Annotated in this window: 17 protein-coding genes and 1 pseudogene; 8 read left to right on the plus strand and 10 right to left on the minus strand. The window is 69.6% G+C overall.

Annotated elements, in window-relative coordinates:
- The first annotated feature begins 252 nt into the window (after positions 1 to 252).
- The 3 genes and pseudogenes from ACQKIP_RS05465 to ACQKIP_RS05475 all read left to right on the plus strand — a co-directional run.
- Positions 253 to 489: a type II toxin-antitoxin system prevent-host-death family antitoxin gene (locus tag ACQKIP_RS05465; protein WP_365866935.1), complete on the plus strand. Its 237-nt coding sequence runs from the start codon at positions 253 to 255 to the stop codon at positions 487 to 489.
- A gap of 196 nt (positions 490 to 685) precedes the next feature.
- Positions 686 to 1057: a hypothetical protein gene (locus ACQKIP_RS05470; protein WP_365866937.1), complete on the plus strand. Its 372-nt coding sequence runs from the start codon at positions 686 to 688 to the stop codon at positions 1055 to 1057.
- Positions 1048 to 1519, plus strand: a pseudogene (locus ACQKIP_RS05475) (nucleotidyl transferase AbiEii/AbiGii toxin family protein); the annotation flags it as partial. The gene ACQKIP_RS05470 and the pseudogene ACQKIP_RS05475, both read left to right, overlap by 10 nt.
- A gap of 451 nt (positions 1520 to 1970) precedes the next feature.
- On the opposite strand, the gene ACQKIP_RS05480 reads toward ACQKIP_RS05475, so the two are convergent.
- Together ACQKIP_RS05480 and ACQKIP_RS05485 are read right to left on the minus strand one after the other, a co-directional pair.
- Positions 1971 to 2483, minus strand: coding sequence for an ATP-binding protein (locus ACQKIP_RS05480; RefSeq protein ID WP_365866939.1), 513 nt, complete (start codon positions 2481 to 2483; stop codon positions 1971 to 1973).
- Positions 2480 to 2851 (minus strand): hypothetical protein, encoded by a 372-nt coding sequence (locus ACQKIP_RS05485; RefSeq protein WP_365866941.1) that lies wholly within the window; start codon positions 2849 to 2851, stop codon positions 2480 to 2482. Before ACQKIP_RS05485 ends, ACQKIP_RS05480 begins: the two co-directional genes overlap by 4 nt.
- A 534-nt stretch (positions 2852 to 3385) precedes the next feature.
- Here ACQKIP_RS05485 and ACQKIP_RS05490 point away from each other — a divergent pair.
- Entirely contained in the window at positions 3386 to 4219 is an 834-nt protein-coding gene (locus ACQKIP_RS05490; RefSeq protein WP_365866951.1) for a helix-turn-helix domain-containing protein, read from the plus strand.
- Entirely contained in the window at positions 4216 to 4440 is a 225-nt protein-coding gene (locus ACQKIP_RS05495; RefSeq protein WP_365866943.1) for a DUF397 domain-containing protein, read from the plus strand. The genes ACQKIP_RS05490 and ACQKIP_RS05495 overlap by 4 nt, the downstream gene beginning before the upstream one ends.
- A gap of 648 nt (positions 4441 to 5088) precedes the next feature.
- On the opposite strand, the gene ACQKIP_RS05500 is transcribed toward ACQKIP_RS05495, so the two are convergent.
- Positions 5089 to 5931, minus strand: a complete 843-nt coding sequence (locus tag ACQKIP_RS05500; protein WP_365866945.1) for a SpdA protein — start codon at positions 5929 to 5931, stop codon at positions 5089 to 5091.
- 852 nt (positions 5932 to 6783) lie between these two features.
- Between ACQKIP_RS05500 and ACQKIP_RS05505 the strand changes: the two genes are divergently transcribed.
- Complete coding sequence (locus ACQKIP_RS05505) at positions 6784 to 7638, plus strand: hypothetical protein (RefSeq protein ID WP_365866947.1); 855 nt, start codon at positions 6784 to 6786, stop codon at positions 7636 to 7638.
- On the opposite strand, the gene ACQKIP_RS05510 is transcribed toward ACQKIP_RS05505, so the two are convergent.
- The 5 genes from ACQKIP_RS05510 to ACQKIP_RS05530 form a co-directional block, all read right to left on the minus strand.
- The gene (locus tag ACQKIP_RS05510; RefSeq protein ID WP_427742239.1) at positions 7568 to 7954 is read right to left on the minus strand and encodes a hypothetical protein; all 387 of its coding nucleotides are present in this window, start codon (positions 7952 to 7954) and stop codon (positions 7568 to 7570) included. The two genes, ACQKIP_RS05505 and ACQKIP_RS05510, sit on opposite strands and share 71 nt — an antisense overlap.
- A gap of 171 nt (positions 7955 to 8125) precedes the next feature.
- The gene (locus ACQKIP_RS05515; RefSeq protein WP_365866393.1) at positions 8126 to 8320 is read right to left on the minus strand and encodes a hypothetical protein; all 195 of its coding nucleotides are present in this window, start codon (positions 8318 to 8320) and stop codon (positions 8126 to 8128) included.
- 173 nt (positions 8321 to 8493) lie between these two features.
- Entirely contained in the window at positions 8494 to 9282 is a 789-nt protein-coding gene (locus ACQKIP_RS05520; RefSeq protein WP_365866395.1) for a hypothetical protein, read from the minus strand.
- A gap of 726 nt (positions 9283 to 10008) precedes the next feature.
- Positions 10009 to 10155, minus strand: coding sequence for a hypothetical protein (locus ACQKIP_RS05525; protein ID WP_365866396.1), 147 nt, complete (start codon positions 10153 to 10155; stop codon positions 10009 to 10011).
- A gap of 129 nt (positions 10156 to 10284) precedes the next feature.
- Positions 10285 to 11637 carry an erythromycin esterase family protein gene (locus ACQKIP_RS05530; RefSeq protein ID WP_365866398.1) on the minus strand — a complete coding sequence of 451 codons (1353 nt, stop codon included), beginning with the start codon at positions 11635 to 11637 and terminating at the stop codon, positions 10285 to 10287.
- Between the two features lie 122 nt (positions 11638 to 11759).
- Here ACQKIP_RS05530 and ACQKIP_RS05535 point away from each other — a divergent pair, with 122 nt between their 5' ends.
- Entirely contained in the window at positions 11760 to 12350 is a 591-nt protein-coding gene (locus ACQKIP_RS05535) for a TetR/AcrR family transcriptional regulator (RefSeq protein WP_365866400.1), read from the plus strand.
- A gap of 210 nt (positions 12351 to 12560) precedes the next feature.
- Here the strand turns inward: ACQKIP_RS05535 and ACQKIP_RS05540 are convergent, their stop codons facing one another.
- Positions 12561 to 13226, minus strand: coding sequence for an ankyrin repeat domain-containing protein (locus tag ACQKIP_RS05540; RefSeq protein ID WP_365866401.1), 666 nt, complete (start codon positions 13224 to 13226; stop codon positions 12561 to 12563).
- Between the two features lie 225 nt (positions 13227 to 13451).
- Entirely contained in the window at positions 13452 to 14225 is a 774-nt protein-coding gene (locus ACQKIP_RS05545) for a hypothetical protein (protein ID WP_365866402.1), read from the minus strand.
- A 529-nt stretch (positions 14226 to 14754) separates the two neighbouring features.
- Between ACQKIP_RS05545 and ACQKIP_RS05550 the strand changes: the two genes are divergently transcribed.
- Positions 14755 to 15135: a hypothetical protein gene (locus tag ACQKIP_RS05550; protein ID WP_365866404.1), complete on the plus strand. Its 381-nt coding sequence runs from the start codon at positions 14755 to 14757 to the stop codon at positions 15133 to 15135.
- Positions 15136 to 15304 lie beyond the last annotated feature (169 nt).

A 15304-nucleotide genomic window follows, 5' to 3' on the forward strand; every position in this document is an offset into this window, starting at 1 on the left:
CCCGCCGCCGGGGGGGCCACCGTTGGCGGTATCAACGTGCTTTACCTTCTTCTGATGCTGGCCATGAAACCCGGCGGACCCGCACGCCGAGGCACCCGTCACTCCTGACGGGGGCCTCGGCGACGCGCCGGTACCGGGCCCCTGCGCTGCAGGGCAGGGGCCCCTCGAATTCGCCCTTCCGACGGGGCCCTGCTGCGCTCGTTCCATGGGTGTCGAACTTGATCGGATAGGGCACGGTCGGGGACGGCTCCTGTGGCTTCTCCTGGTCGGGGAAGCGCACCGGGTACTCGGGGCGGCCTCGCACGCGGGCAACCGTGCCGGACCGACCACGGCACGCCCGCGGCCGTACTGATCAGCCCCCGGGAACTCGCCGACCTCGAGGACGCCCTCGCGCTCGCCGAATACCGCGCCCGCCAGGCCGCGGGAGAGGTCACCGGGGTCCCCCACGCCGAGGTCCGCGCCCGGCTCGGGCTGGAGCGCACCGCTTGAGCCACACCGTCATCTGGGACGAGCTCACCCTCACGCGGCGGCCTGATGTGGGGACAGCGCGGCTCACGCATGCTCAACACGGGCCGTGCGCCCTTGTCCGCTCCGCCTCGATGGACTGCCCCCGAGCCGGCTGCACGCGCAGCTGAGGCGTGAGGGTGACCGCACCAGGCCTCGCGGGGGGGGGGCACTGAGAGGCATGGCTGCTGCGTCCTCGTCATTTCCGGTTCCCGACGCCTTCGAGCTGCTCTGCGAGCAGTACGCGAAGCGTCTCCCGGCCCGGTTGGCGGACCTGGCGGGCCCCCGGCGCGGCACCGTCGAATTGCCGCTGCACGTGGTCTGGTCGGGCCGCCGCTCCTACACCTTGGACCAGCCCCGGTCGCGGATGGGCATGTACCGCGCCGTCCTGGCCGAAGGACAGCACCAGGACCTGATCAGCCTCCTGAACCGGGACCTGCTGACCGCTCAGTGGCCCACGTTGCGGACACTGATCAGCCGCCCGCTGCGCCACACATGGGAATCGGCCTTCCCGGAACTGGCTGCCGCCGGAACCTCGGCCGCGTGCACCTGAGCGGCCTGCACCGCCGACTCCTGGCCGACGTCGTGGCCATCGGCACGCCCTACCCCTGGTCCTCACCGGCGGCTACGCGGTACAGGCCCACGGCCTGGTCGACCGCCTCAGCCAGGACCTGGACGTGGCGACCGAGAACCCCGCTCTCCCATGGAGGAGATCGCCCGCACGGTCAGCGACGGCCTCATCCGGCGCGGCTGGAGTGTCCGGCAGATCGAGACCAGCCCGCTCTCCGGCCGGCTCATCGCCGCCGACCCGCATACGGGCGAGGAGTGCGAGGTCGACATCCTCAAAGAGGCCTTCTGGTCCCCGCCCGCCATGACCGATCACGGACCGGTCCTCGCCCTCGACGACGTGATCGGCACCGCGGTCCGCGCGCTCGCCGAGCGCGGTGCGGTCCGTGATCTCATCGACGTGCACGCCGCCTCCCACCACCGCACCACCGCCGATCTCGAGACGCTCACGGCCGGGAACACCACCGACGGGAGGCCGCGTCGGCCCGTCCTCGCGGTGCAGCCCCGCGTCGCCTCGAGCACGCCGGGATCCTCGGGCGCCTTGATCTCTGCTGTGTTTTGGCGACCGGTGAGACAGTCCACGCCCGTGATCGTCCAGCCGCCGCCGAGGGCCGGCGTGACGAACTGGCGGGGACCGGGGAACGCGGCGGCGAACGGGCTCAGAAGGACCGCCTGATTGCAGAGTTCGTCCGTCACCGCCGGCGACGAGCTCCATGCTGCAGCAGTGAGGCCCATGTGCTTAAAGGGTCTGCGGGTCGCGAGCAGGCAGCGTCCAGGTCATCTGTTGGAGGGGCGTCCTAACACGCGGCCGCCCGTGCACGGGCATCGTTTCCAGTTCCAGCCGTGAGAAGGGCCGCGCGCAGGCGGACACCAGCTCCGCACAAGGGGTTCTGGCATGGTCAGGGGTGATCTCGGGGAACATTCGTTTCGTCCTGGCTGCTCAGGGCGGCGGGAGGCGCGGGGCTGCCGGGCAGGTCGATGCCTGCTCGCACGGTGGTGCCGCCGGCGTCGTCCCTGCGCTGCTCCCACCGGCTCGCCAGGGCCTCGACGATCAGCAGGCCGCGGCCGTGCTCGGCATCGGGCGCAGCCTGCTGGGCGCGGAGTTGGCGGTGAGGGCCGTGGTCGCCGACGCTGACGGCGGCCTCGTCGTCGGTGAGGATGATCTCGACCGTGATCTCCGGACTCTGCGTGTAGATGACCGCATTGGTGGCCAGCTCGCTGACGATCAACTGCAGATCCGCGCGGACAGCCTCGGCCACGCCCCAGTCGGCGAGGGTCAGGCCGACGTACGCGCGGGCCTGGCCCGGGGCATGCTCGGAGTCTCCGGACAGCCGCAGGCAAGTGGCCAACGCCTGCGAGCGGTCGGCGGGCGGCTCGGCCGCCCGGTCTCCGGGGGCTGCGGAATACCTCACGGGCGCGCCCCCTGTGGCCTCATCGGTACACAGCTGTCCCGGCGGAAGCAGTCCTGCCGATAGAGGGCACAGACCGATCCATCGCGCAGCCACGCCCGCAGCGCGATGCGCTCGGCAGGTGTCCGGGCAATCTCCCGCTCCGCCGGGGCGATGACGCAGTTCACGTCGCCGCGCAGCACCAGCTGCTCCACTGTGCACCAGCCGATCCGCCGACAGCACGGGACAGCGGGCGGAGCCAGGTCGTACACCTCGTCAAGGACCGGCCAGCCGTGCGCCTCGGCCCAGCCGCGGAGATCCATCAGCGTCCGGGCCACTGCCTGCGAGTTGGTGCGGCAGGTGTAGAGCACGCCGCGGGGACGGTCAGGCACCGGAGGCGCCGCTCCCACCAGGGTGGTGACCGGCATCGTGGGCGCAGGTGCGGGGGTTTGGGGCATCGTGCTCAGCTCCAAAGGAGGTGCGGGGTAGGGCCGTTGGGCACAAGCCCCCGGACCGCGTTACCGGGGTGCTGTGCACGGGTGGTTTGCCGCCGTCAGTCGGGCGAGGTACGGCGCAGGTCGTAGCAGAGCCGGTATGCGGACCGCGCTTTCATCGCACTGCACCGGGCCTCAACTACTGTCTTGCATGGCACAGTTGGCCTGCAATGCTGTGTGCAATTTTCACGACGAATGGCATATGCATTCAACGGAGCTCTTGGCTGTGCAAGCTGCACTAGGGGTGGCACACTCTCAACACAGGCAGAGCCACAGGGCACTTGGGGAGGCGCGCACCGCACCCGGGGAGGCTTGAACCCGGCTCCGGGCGGCAAGCGCCCAACTCGATCGGCGCGTGCCTTGGCACGCCGGAGAGGATGAAGCGTGGCCGCACCGAAGGGGCCGACGAGTCGGCGGGTACATCTGGGCAAGGTGCTCGAGAGAATGAGGGAGGACCTTGGCATGCGACGCGACGACGTCGCGGGTGCTTTGGGCTTCTCCCACGAAAAGCTGTGGCGCGTCGAGAGGGGCAGGACCAGCCTCCCCAATCCCACCGACCTGAAGAACCTCCTGGGGCACTACGGGGTAGAGGAACCCGAGGTCGTCGACAGCCTGCTCGTCATTCACCGGGAGTCTCTGCAGGAGGGATGGTGGGTGCCGTACTCCGCCCACCTGCCAAAGGGCATGCGCGAGTACGTCGGCATGGAGACCGATGCCGAATCCATCGCGGCCTGGCAGCCTTCACTCGTCTTCGGGCTGCTCCAGACGGAGGCCTACGCGCGCGAGCTCCTGCTGTCCGCGAAGGGTGTCGACGAGACGACCACCGAGTTCATCGACGCAAACGTCGAGGTCCGGCTGGCTCGCAAGGCCCTGATCACGAAGGATGAGCCGCGCGCGCTGTGGGTCATCCTGGGAGAGGACAGCCTGCGCAGCACGATCGGCAGCCCCGAGGTCATGGCCGACCAGTTCCAGGAGATCAAGCGCCTCGCCGCCCTCGACACGGTCACCGTGCAGATACTGCCCGCCGCGTCCACCGGATACCGCGCCAGCCAGAACTTCGCGCTGCTGGACATGGGCGAGCCGCTCGGAAAGATCGTCCAGGCCGACCAGCCCGGCGGCCAGGCCAGCATCACCGACAAGAAACCAGACGTCGGCAGATACACCCGCAGGTTCGAGGCACTGCGAGCCTCGGCCCTCGCACCCAACGAGACACCGAAATTCATCGATGAGATCCACCGGGACCTGAAACGAAAGTTGGCAACATGAACGGAATCCGCAAGTCCTCTGAACTGGCGCCGGACGACGCCTGGTTCAAGTCCTCCTACAGCAGCGGTGCCGAAGGCAACTGCATAGAGGCCGCCGACATCGCACCCGCAGTGGCCGTCCGCGACTCCAAGGACAAAGGCCCCGCCCTCGTCTTCCAAAAGACGTCCTGGTCCGCCTTCGTCGGCGGCATCCGCGAAGGCAACTTCTGCACTCGCGCGTGACCTTACGCACACGCCGGAAAGCACAGTGGCCCCTTTCAGCGCCGTCGTTGAGGGGGCCACCATCGTCCTACGACCAATCAGTGGGCACAGGTGGCCGCGAGCAGCATGATCCGTCTGGTGACTGCCGAACTGTGGTCCCACCACGGCCGACGGCGCCCGCGCCGTGGGCTTTCCCTCGCGAGCACTCCGCGACCTGCAATTCCACCTCCGCACCGAGCAACAGACGCCCGTATGGAACGCTCCTGGTCGACCAGGGACGCCCAAAGGTGCGGGCTCTGTACGAAAGCTGGGGATGGAAGGTACTCGGTGACCTGCGCCCCCACTTCCCCGACGCGCCCCTCTTCCACGCCATGGTGCTAGACCTCCTCGCACGCTGACCACCTGGTGTTGAGCGTCAGGCAGGGCTCTGGCCCGCTTCCCTCCGGCCTCGGCAAGCCGTAGCCGTCACCCGACTCGAACGATGACGAGGTGCTCGCGAGGCCAGCGCCTGTTCCGGGACAGGGGCCAGGATCGCCGAGACCGCTGTTGCCACCCACCAGAACACCGGCCGCCTCCTCCACGCGACCGGGCTCTCGCAGCCCCATCTGGTCGCAGGAGTCGAGGGGGTGGAGGGGAGCTGTGCACACGCACCCGTCCTGTTGAGCGCGTTCACGACGCTGCTGTGGTCGCGTCTGACGTATGGCGCCAGGATGCCCCGGACGTCTCGGCGCGCACCATGGCCACCAGCATCCGGGACCTGGCGGCGCCGACGTGCAGCCGTTTGCGGAGCGTGTCCGCCGAGATCGGCCGTTGGAATGCTTCCCAGTGCCGGGCATCTTCGCGCCGGGCCCGGTCGAGCAAGTCGTCCCCGCACGCCTCCGGCTCAGCAATGTTCTCTGCGCCCGCGCCCGGGGCGTTGGCAGCCGGAGGGCGGCTGTCGACGGCCATCGTGCCCTGGTCAGCGGTAGCAACTAGCTTCGGCACGCGCTGGATTCCGCCGAGGGTCTGCAGCAGTCCGGGGCCCACCTCGGCCCAGCCGATCAGCAGCAGAGGCCCGACCGCGTCGAAGGCCGCTTTGCCGAACTGGCCCGTAATGAGCGGGTCGGCCACGTTCAGCGCCAGGGTCATCGCGCCGGAGAAGATCAGCAGACGCCGGGCGGGGCGCATTTGTTCGCGTCCGGCGCCGTGCAGCGCCATATGGCGGATGGCCAGCAGCAGGCCCAGCACCGACAGGTCCACGGCCGGAGCCACCAGCGGCGCCACCCAGGGCGGCACGCCCAGGCTCAGGGCCAGGGTCCATACATTGCCGAAGCCAAAAAGGAAGGTCAGTCCTACTACGGTGCCGGCCATGGCGGTCACCGTGCGCACGGTGACGCGCTGCTGGAAAGACCCAGCGTCAGCTGCGGCGAGTGCCATCGCGAGAGGCTCGGTGCGCACGGCAGTGCAGTCGTCGGTGACGGCGGCCGTGTGCACGCCGGCGCGCGGCGCGGGGCGGCGGTGCTCAGACATCATCAGCGGGCGTCCTCTCATCTCGGTCAGTCACGCGCTTGGTCAGGACCAGGTCGGGGCGGAGACTGCGGCGCCGTTCTCGTGCGGCTGTGCGGTTGCCGCCGTGTCGAAGCGGTCGGGGCCGGGCCAGCCGCGTCGCAGTCGGCTCGGTCCGTGCGAGTCCGGGTCCGGACCGGTAGCAGACCGGCCGGCGTGCGCGCCGGTCCGGTCCGGGACTCTGATACCGGGCCCGCACTCGGCTGGTGCCGCGGGATGCGGACCGTGTGAGAGGGAGCAGCCGGCCCGCGGCAGTCCTGCTCGGTCCGGAAGAGGACCCGGCTGTCGCTGCCGGGTCCGTGCCCTGCTCGTTGCCGGGCTGCTCCCCGCTGGGCCGTGCGCACGCGTGCCCTCTCGCGGAGCGGCCCGTTGTGGGTGCCGGCGTCGAGCGTGGCGCATGCCGGCCGGCCCGGTGTCGTCGTGCTCGTGCGCCGAGTGATACGGCTGTGCCATCTGTGGCCTCCACCCTTTTTCTGGTCGGTGCTTCCTCATCTGAAGAGGCCGGAATCGACGCGCATTTTCGACACGGGCCGCAGAAGTCGCGCACTGCCGGCTGTCGTTCGTCCGGTACGCGCCTGCAGCGGATCTCAGAGCGCTCCTGAATGAGCTGCTCAGCCCTGCTACGGCCCGGCCGGGGCAGAGGTCGTGGTCCTCCTCCCCGTCCTCGGCTCCAAGAGCGCCGGCCGGGCAGTTCGCCCTGCCGCAACAGCGGTCTGACAGCCCCTCGGCGGTCGGCCTTAGGTGCCCGCTGGCCCGTGCTTGTCGGCCATGCGGCTTGGTGGAGGGGGCATCGCTTCGGTTCACGGAGGGAGGCGCCTCATGGCTCACGGCCCTCGGGGGTCCAGCGCCTGCGCGGGTCAGCTGGCGCAGGCCCCGTTGCCGCTGGACACCGCCGCGCAGTGCTTTGCCCTGCTGGTCGCCGGCCCCGCGCCGCTCTCCGTGGACGGGCGGGCCTTTGCCGGGCTGCCCGATCGCCTCATCCCCCTCGATGAGCTGCGCAGCCGGCTGATGCGCGGGCGCTGCCCGCCGCGCACCCGCGACGCGGTGTGGAGGCTGCTGATCGAGCGGGCCCGTGCGCAGGGTGCCGCCTGGACACTGGCGTGTGCCGGCATGGCGCTGCCCGCGCTGGCCGGCATCTGCCGGTGGGCCTCCGCAAAGTTCCCCGGGGAATCGTTCGATCTGCAGGGCGAGGTGCTGACGGGCTTTCTGGGGGCGCTGGCCACCATCGATGTGGAGCGTCCGCGTCCGCATGTCCGGCTGCGCTGGGCCGCCTACCGCCGGGCGCTGGCCGCGCTGTACGAGGCGCTGGATGCGCCCGCGCCGGTGGCGCCCGGTTTCCGTTCCGCTCCGCCCAAGCCGCCGTGGGGCCATCCCGACTTCGTGCTGGCCCGCGCGGTCCGGGTCGGAGTCCTGACCCGGACCGAGGCCGACCTGATCGGCCGTACCCGTCTGGAAACGGACTCGGTGGCCGGCTGGGCACGGACCCACGCCAAGCCCGCGGCCACCGTCTACCAGGCCCGCCGCCGCGCCGAACTGCGCCTGCGGGCCTACCTCACCCAGGGCGAACAGCCCGCAGAGCGGGCGGTGTCGGCCCGCACCTCGATCACACGGACAGCCGCCCGCCCACGCAATCGGCACCGAATTTCGGCCCCCGTGTCAAAAAGAGCCGCCTGATGCGGCCTCTTCCCATAGGCGGGCTGCGCATATAGCGGGGCTGCAGCACAGACCCGAGGTTCTGGTACTCCGTGATCTGGAAGTTCTCCTCGAACCCCCGCAGGCCGCGATAGGTCGCGCAGCACGTGCGCACGGTGGCCGTCGGGTAGGCGCAGAAGAGCAGGAACAGCACGCCCCGGTAGGCGTGCCAGCAGGCATAGGGTCCGTACCGCCCCGACGCGGCCGTCCGCGCGCCAAAGCCGCGGCTGTCCGCCACGCGCAGGCGCGCCACGGTGGCGCGGTTGCGGGCGACGTGCGCGCCCGGGGCGACGATCACATTGACTTCGTAGTGATCGCTGGAGGAGTCGGCGGTCAGTTCGCGGAAGTCGGTCAGGGGGACTCCCTGTATGGACGTGACGTCGTGCGCCTCCTCGGCAGGCAGGAAAGAGCTCCTCCCCCCGCGCGTCGGCGAGGGAGGGGCTGTGAGTCGATGGGAGCGGCCCGTCTGTCAGCGGCCGGGCCGGGCAGCGGTACGCCAGTCACCCGGCAGGAAGCCGCCACGGCTGATCCACTCGTCGAGTGCCGCGATGTGTTCCAGGACGTCGATCAGTTCGCCGCTCCAGTCCCGTGCGGGATGCGCGGCGATGGAATCGAGTCCGCCAACGGCACGGCGTAACTGAGCGAGTGCGGCACCGGGATCCATGGAAAATCTCCCTTCACTGGAATCCCGCAAGGGGAACGGAATATTTTCCCGGCGTCACATAAATACGGGGCGCAGAGCGCCCCGAATACCGACCACAGGAGATATTCCCTCATGATTTTCGGCAACAAATAAAGGGCTCCGGATAAGGTTTTCCGGAGCCCTTTGCGCGGCTGCTATGCGGCTTGGCTCACGCGGGCGCCGCGGTAGACAAGCTCATCGCGTGCCGCATCCAGCCGACCGCTCAGGTCGCGCCATTCCAGGACCGCGGCATCCCGCGCGCGCTGCACTTTGGACGAGGAGGTCCGCGGACCGCCGTACAGCGCCTGTGCCACCGTTCCGAACACAGCCGCCAGCCCCAGGTCGTCGGCCCGGCCGGCGACCTGGAGGAGCAGCGCAAGGGTCCGGTAGCCGCTCCCGCTCCCCCAGGCCGCCCGGAAGATCGCGCCGCTGTGGGCGGCCAGACAGGGCGCCAGGGCCAGGGTCTGCAGCGTGTCGGCGTGCGGGAGGCCGCGCAAGACCTGGACCCCATGCCGCGCGTCGACGGCGTCGGGCTTGCCATCCAGCCGGTAGCCGTTGGCTGCGGCAGCGTCCCGAACTGCCCAGTAGCGGATGGCGGTACGGCTGACGACGATGGTTCCCCCGTCGCGTCGCACGTACTGCCAGGCGGCCGGCGCGCGCGAGGCGATCCATTGTGCGGCGACCGCGCAGCGCTGTGTGATCTCCCCGAGTCGTTTGGCAAACCGCAGGACGGCATCCTGCGCCACGTCATCGCCCACGTCGTCGGTTCCGTACGGTGCGTATCCCGCGCGCGTTACGCTCGCGCTGCCGTCCATCCGTTTGCGGGAGCGGGTGCCGTCCACGGCGCGGCAGTATCCGCGAGATGTGCGCTGGATGTCCTCGAAATCTTCCTCCGTCACCTGCGACATCTGTTCCGCTGTGACGCTGGGGTTCGAATTGCCCACGACCGTTCTCCGATCGTCCGCCGCGCGCCTTTTCGCTGCGCCTCGACAATTCAATTGCCCCGCATTTCCGGCGCAATTCAATAGCCCTGGTCGAGAAAATGCAGCGCCACGGTTCCACCCGAGCAATCAGCCTTGCAATATCAATCCCCATACCACTATCCAGGAGGTCTTGCAGCAACTCGCTAATAAGACGGTTCCAAGTTGTCCAACGAAATGCATTCTCGGGATTAACGGGAAGAAATAGTATTGGCGCGGCCTGAATTATCTGCCACCCCGGGGTGCTCCCGGCATCATGTCTGTCCGAGTGCCCTTGCGGACATTGAGTTGCAGGACACGCAGGAAACGGTGACGGCCCGGATGGCCTGCAACAAGGCCCGGGAAGGGGGTTACCGCTCTAGCAGGCATACGGACAGGCAGCCCGTGTGGTCAGTGGATCGGCAGGGCCTGGGGCCGCTCGCCTCCGCGCCGCCCCAGGCCTGAAGCCGCAACCTCGCATTCAGAGTGTCCTCGTCCGAACCGCCGTAGAGCATGTGGGGTGGAGCTACCAGAGCCGACCGCGGAAACGACGGTGGATCACCACCCCGTCCCTCCTCCTCGACCGGGCCGGACAACCGATGGTCCACGACACTTCCAGCGCGCGAAACGCGCCGAGTCCGGCGCCCTCATCTGCCAGCTCCGGTGCCCACCGTCAGATAGCCGTAGACCGGGTGCGGCATCGCGAGGCGTTCAGCGGCCGAAGCGGCCCTTCTTGGCAGGATCGGCAGGGATCAGCTCCCGGACATGGACGAGTTCGGCCACCCGGATATCCAGAAGAGTGGTGGACGTATTCGGCGCATTCTCGCCCTTCCGCCTGTACGACTCGGTCAGCTCCACCAACCAGCTCGTCGGCGAAGTCCGGAACACCAGGCGGCCGTACGAGTCGGATTCAAGGCTGCCCCGTGGACGACGGGTGCGAGCACTCTTATCTCCCCGAACCAGAGCCTCCTGCTCCCGCCTGTCGAGTCACCCGAGAAGGTGGGCGGCTTGGACCTGGTGGAGGTGGATGAGGATGTCGTACGAGCGGCCGAGGGCGGTTTCCGGGTCGTCGCTCGACCAGTACAAGCCGTAGGAGCGGGTGGGGCGGGCTGCGGCGAGCCAGGCGCGGGCCGCCGCGGGTGCGGTGCGCATGTCGATGGTGAAGTCGCGGTGGCGGAGCTTGTCGAGGGTGTGCTCGTTGTAGCCCTCGGGGGCCGGGTCGACGGGGTACTCCAGGGGCTGCTGGGCGGTGGGTTCGGGCAGGGCGTTGACGGTGCCCTGGTTGAAGGTCAGGCCGATGCTGACGTAGTCCGGGCCGAGTCGGTCGCGCAGGAAGGCGCCGGTGGGCTCGGGGAACTCGTCCGGGTTGTCGCTGGTGTAGGCGACGTGGCCGTTGTTGGAGGCGAGCAGGATGCGGCCGCCCTCGTGCCGCAGCCACCAGGCGGTGTTGGCGGCCATGGCCCGGTCGCGGTAGCGCATGCGCTCGGGGAACTGCTCGTTGGGGAAGGCGTATCCGGTGAAGCTCTGCGTGATGGCGGTGGCGTTCTGCAGGGCCCGGGTGTACGCACGCTGGGTGTCGCGGCCGGCCACGTGGGGGCGGCCGTGGTCACGCAGCAGTGCCAGGGCTGCGACGGCCCGGTCGGCCTCGGCCTGGCGTGCCGACAGTTCCTTGGTCAGCTGAGTGAACATCCATGGCCCTGACTGTGTCCCGGCCGCCGGCTTCAGTTCCGCGTAGAGGTCTTTCATGCGCCCGGCCAGGTCTGGGCGGTGCGTGGTGAGGTAGTCGGTGACGCGTTCGAAGGCGTCGGGTCCCGCGTAGCCGAGGTCGTTGCCCACGAACCGCAGCTGCGGCCGGTCGGGGTGGGTGGTGTTGTAGCGGCGCATCCACCGGATCAGGTCGAGGTACTCCCGGGTGTTCCAGAAGACGTACTGGCCCTGGAACTCCTCCCGCATGATCTGCGCGGGATCGCCGGTGCCGCGGGTGACGTAGGCGTCCAGGCGCAGGCCGGTGCTCCAACTCGCTTCCAGGACGAAGGTGGTGAAGCCCCTGGTGGTGACGAGATGACGGAAGAGCCGCTGCTTGAGCACGAAGAACTCGTGGGCGCTGTGGCTGGCCTCGCCCAGGCCCACGACGCGGGCGTCACCGATCATGCGGCCGAGCCCGTCCAGGTCGTTCAGAGGCAGCGCGCTGCGGTTCAGGGCGCCTATCGGCTCGCCAGCCGAGGGGGCCGATGCTGCGGCGGTGCCGGTGCCGAGGGCCCCCGCGGCGAGGACGGCGGTGGCCGAGCCGAGCAGACGGCGGCGGCTGACGGGGCGGTTGGCGGGGCGGCAGTGGTTCATGACATCTCCCTCGACTGGTGGGTACGGCACGACAGTACTCAGGAGTTGGGCGCTCGCGCAATACGCTTGTATAAGACGACCGTCTCATTCGTTCGCGCAATGCACCGGGTAGCGTTCCGGGCATGGGAAATCGCGAGGATCTGCTGGCGGGGGCCAGGCGCTGCCTGGAGGACAAGGGCTGGGCCCGGACCACGGTGCGTGACATCGTGACCGCGGCCGGCGGCGTGAGCATGGCCGCCATCGGCTACCACTTCGGCTCCCGCGAGGCGCTCCTGAACGCCGCGCTCGTCGAGGCGATCGACGAGTGGGGCACCCGGATCGGCCGCACCCTGGCCTCCTTCGGCTCAGCCGGAAGCAGCCCGGCCGCGCGCTACGAAGCGATGTGGGCGCAGATCATCCAGTCCTTCCAGGACGACCGGACGCTATGGCTGGCCACACTCGAAGCGCTGCTCCAGGCGGAACACTCCGACGATCTGCGCCGCTACCTCGCCGGAAGCCAGGCCCAGGGGCGCCGGGGCCTGGCCGCACTGCTGCTCGGCACACCCGAGGACGAGGTCGGCGACACCGCCACCCGCACCCTGGGCGCTGCGCAGATGGCCCTGTTCACCGGCCTGATGACCCAATGGCTCACCGACCCCGACCAGGCCCCCGACGCCGCCGAAATCGTCGCGGGCCTACGCACCCTCACCGGCATCGTTGACGCCCCTGAGTAGCCGAGACAGCGTCCCGAACACCCCACCACCCGACAACCGCACCGCCGGGCTGGGGTCCCACCCGATCGCACGTGTGTGCACCGCCCCTGCATACGACCCGAACGCCGCCCGGCCCACCTCCGTAGCCAGACGGCCGGTGTTTTCGTGACAGCGAATTGAGCCGTGCTGAAGCCCCCCGGCTCACAGCGCCGTCGGGATGCTCAGCAACTGCTACGTCAGATGCCCGCCTTCCGTCCCGGGCTGCTGTTTCGTGCGGGATGCGACATTCAGGGCAAAAATGGCCGCAGCGATGCGCTCAGCCTTCCGCCGGTGCTCCGTCTTTGGTCGTTGCTCCGGATGATGCTCGAGGTGTTCGCGCGCGGCGGCCCGGGTGCCGGCCGAGAGGATGGCTCCGCGGCCGAGCAGGTGGTGCACCATCTCTTCCTGTCCGAGCCGGACCGCCCAGTCCAGTGCGGTCCGGTGCTTCATCACCGCGTTGATGTCCGCCCCGCGGTCCAGCAGCAGGTCCACCGTTTCCGGGTGCCCCTCATCACTGGCGGTGGCTGCCAGCACCAGCGGGATGTAACGCAGCCTGCCCTGGACACCGGTACGGGCACCGGCATCGAGAAGAACGTCGACAACGGCCGTGTGCCCGCGGCCGGCCGCCAGGCACAGAGGCGTCAACTCCTGGTACTCACCCGCCGGCTGCCCCACATCGGCGCCTGCTGCGAGCAGTTGGCGCACGACATCGGCGTGCCCCTGCTCCGCCGCCCGGTCCAGCGCCGTACGCCCGCCACAACCCGGCACATCCACCACAGCCCCCTGCCGCAACAGCCGGGCTACCTCGATCACGTCGCCGTCGCCCGCCGACCGCACCAGTTGATCCGCGATATCCATGCCCCGATCATGCCGGGCGCCCTCATCCTCCCCCGGGGCCCGGGTATGAGGCCCCTCTCGCGCGGCGCAGAGAGACCGGCAACAGGAGTGTGTGGCGATCCCGCACGGCGAGAACCGCTCAGAGGCCACCTTTGAACCCGTCTGCGCACCGACCGTCGCCGGGCCCGGACTCTGATCGCAGGAAGAGGATCGGCCCAGGCCCGTCTCAGCAGGCAGGAGGGGTTCTCAGCGCACCACGACGTTGTCCGCGGCCGACGTCGACGGCCCGGTGGTGGTGTTGCCGTAGTACACCCAGCGCCATGCGCCCGTCTTGGACGCCTTCACGGTCGTTTTGAGAGCGCCCGAGCCATTGGCGTGCACCTTCTTCACGGTGGTGTAGTAGGTGGCTCCGCTCGGCTTGAACTGCAGGCTCACCAGGCGGCTTCCGTAGGAGGCGTACTTCCGCGTCTCCCAGTTGGCCCGCGTGACCTTGCCGGTCACGGTGATGGTCTTGCCCTTGGCCACCGGCTCGGGCGCGGCGTTCACGCTCAGGCGGGAGTTGCGCTTGACGTAGGCGGTCAGGCCCTTGTCGTCGGTGTCACCGCCGCCGCCCTTGAAGGACACCTCGGCCGCGACCTTCCAGGCTCCGGCCTCGCTGTTGCGCATGTCCCACTCGCTGGGGTCGAAGTACATCGTCTCGTTGAAGTCGCAGACGCCCGAGCTCACCTGATGGCAGTCGCTCGTTTCGATGGCGTGCCACAGCCGCTCCCCCGAATTCCCCGTACTGCTGCGGTACAGGAACACCGCCGGCCACTTCCACTTCTTGGTGGTCGTCATCCGGAAGGAGGTGGGCGCCGCGACCTCCTTGGAAACCCCGATCACGATCGGCTTGCCGCCGTTGACCTGGACGCGGGTGAAGGAGACCCCGCCCTCGGCCGCCCCGGCCGGCACCGCGGCCACGCCCGTGAACACCGCCGCCGCGCCACCGAGTACGGCAACTCTCCAGACTTTCCTGCCCACCTGATCTCCGATCTCTGTACCGAAAGGCGCCGGAGAACCCTCCTCCGGCGCCATACAGACCGCCGGGGTCCATACGGGGTTGCGCACCCGTGGATCACGATCGGGCATCAGAGGATCTTCGATTCGGGCGTCTGGCGGCGAGGTGCATCCAACCGTCGAAGCCGCCGATGCCGCCGCCCCCGGTGGGCCTGTGAGATCACAGCACTCACAGGGCTATTGCGCAGCCCTGCCGCCCGGAGCGATCTCGCGCGAGGACCCCGATCGAGGCGGAGGCACCCCCGGCCGTCACTATGTCCGCGCGGCGGCGGCCGGCCACCTCTCAGCCTCCCGCCAGCGGCCGAGCCTGTCCCTGAAGCGGGCATATTCGCTGATGGAACCAGCCACCCCGGACGTTGGCCACGGGTTGCCACCGCTCCCCCTCCCCCAGGAAGCTCAGTAGAAGCCCCGGAGAGCACAGCCAGGTAGAACCCGGCGCGCGCAGCACGGACCGGGTGCTCCGCCTCCTGCCCGTACCGAAAGGACGCCCCCGATGGCCAAGCGGCCGCCCGTCTACATCCTCATCACCCCCGACGGACAGGCCCGGTGGGGTCACCAGCTCGCCGTCGCCGAAGAAGCGATGGGACCGCACGGCATCGGCCGCTCCTTCCTCACCCCCCAGGCACGCCTGCGCATCGCCGCACCGAACTCCGCCCACGCCCGCCCCGACCAGTACGCGCCCAACCCCTACGCCGCCCAGGTCCTCGCCCACCTCGTCGGCCTCCCGCCGCACAGCACCCCGGAAACCCGCGGCCCCGTCGCCCTCTACGGCTTCGACCCCACCAACGAACGGGACCGCACCCGGCCGCTGACCACCCCCGAACGCAACACCATCAACCGGGCCCTCACCGCGGCCGGATGCACCACCACCTGAGAGTCCCCACCCTGCTGCGCGCCTCCTCAGGAGTGTCCGGTGGATCAGGGGCAGACCGGAACCCGCCGGCGGGCCGCGGGCGTGTCATCGGCAGGCGCCATACTGCTGGTATCGAGACCCTCCCCGGTGTCGTCGAACTCCCAGCGATGTGCCGAACGGGCGGCCGCGG

It is taken from the genome of Streptomyces sp. NPDC059900 (genome assembly GCF_050270335.1).
Lineage (GTDB): Bacteria > Actinomycetota > Actinomycetes > Streptomycetales > Streptomycetaceae > Streptomyces.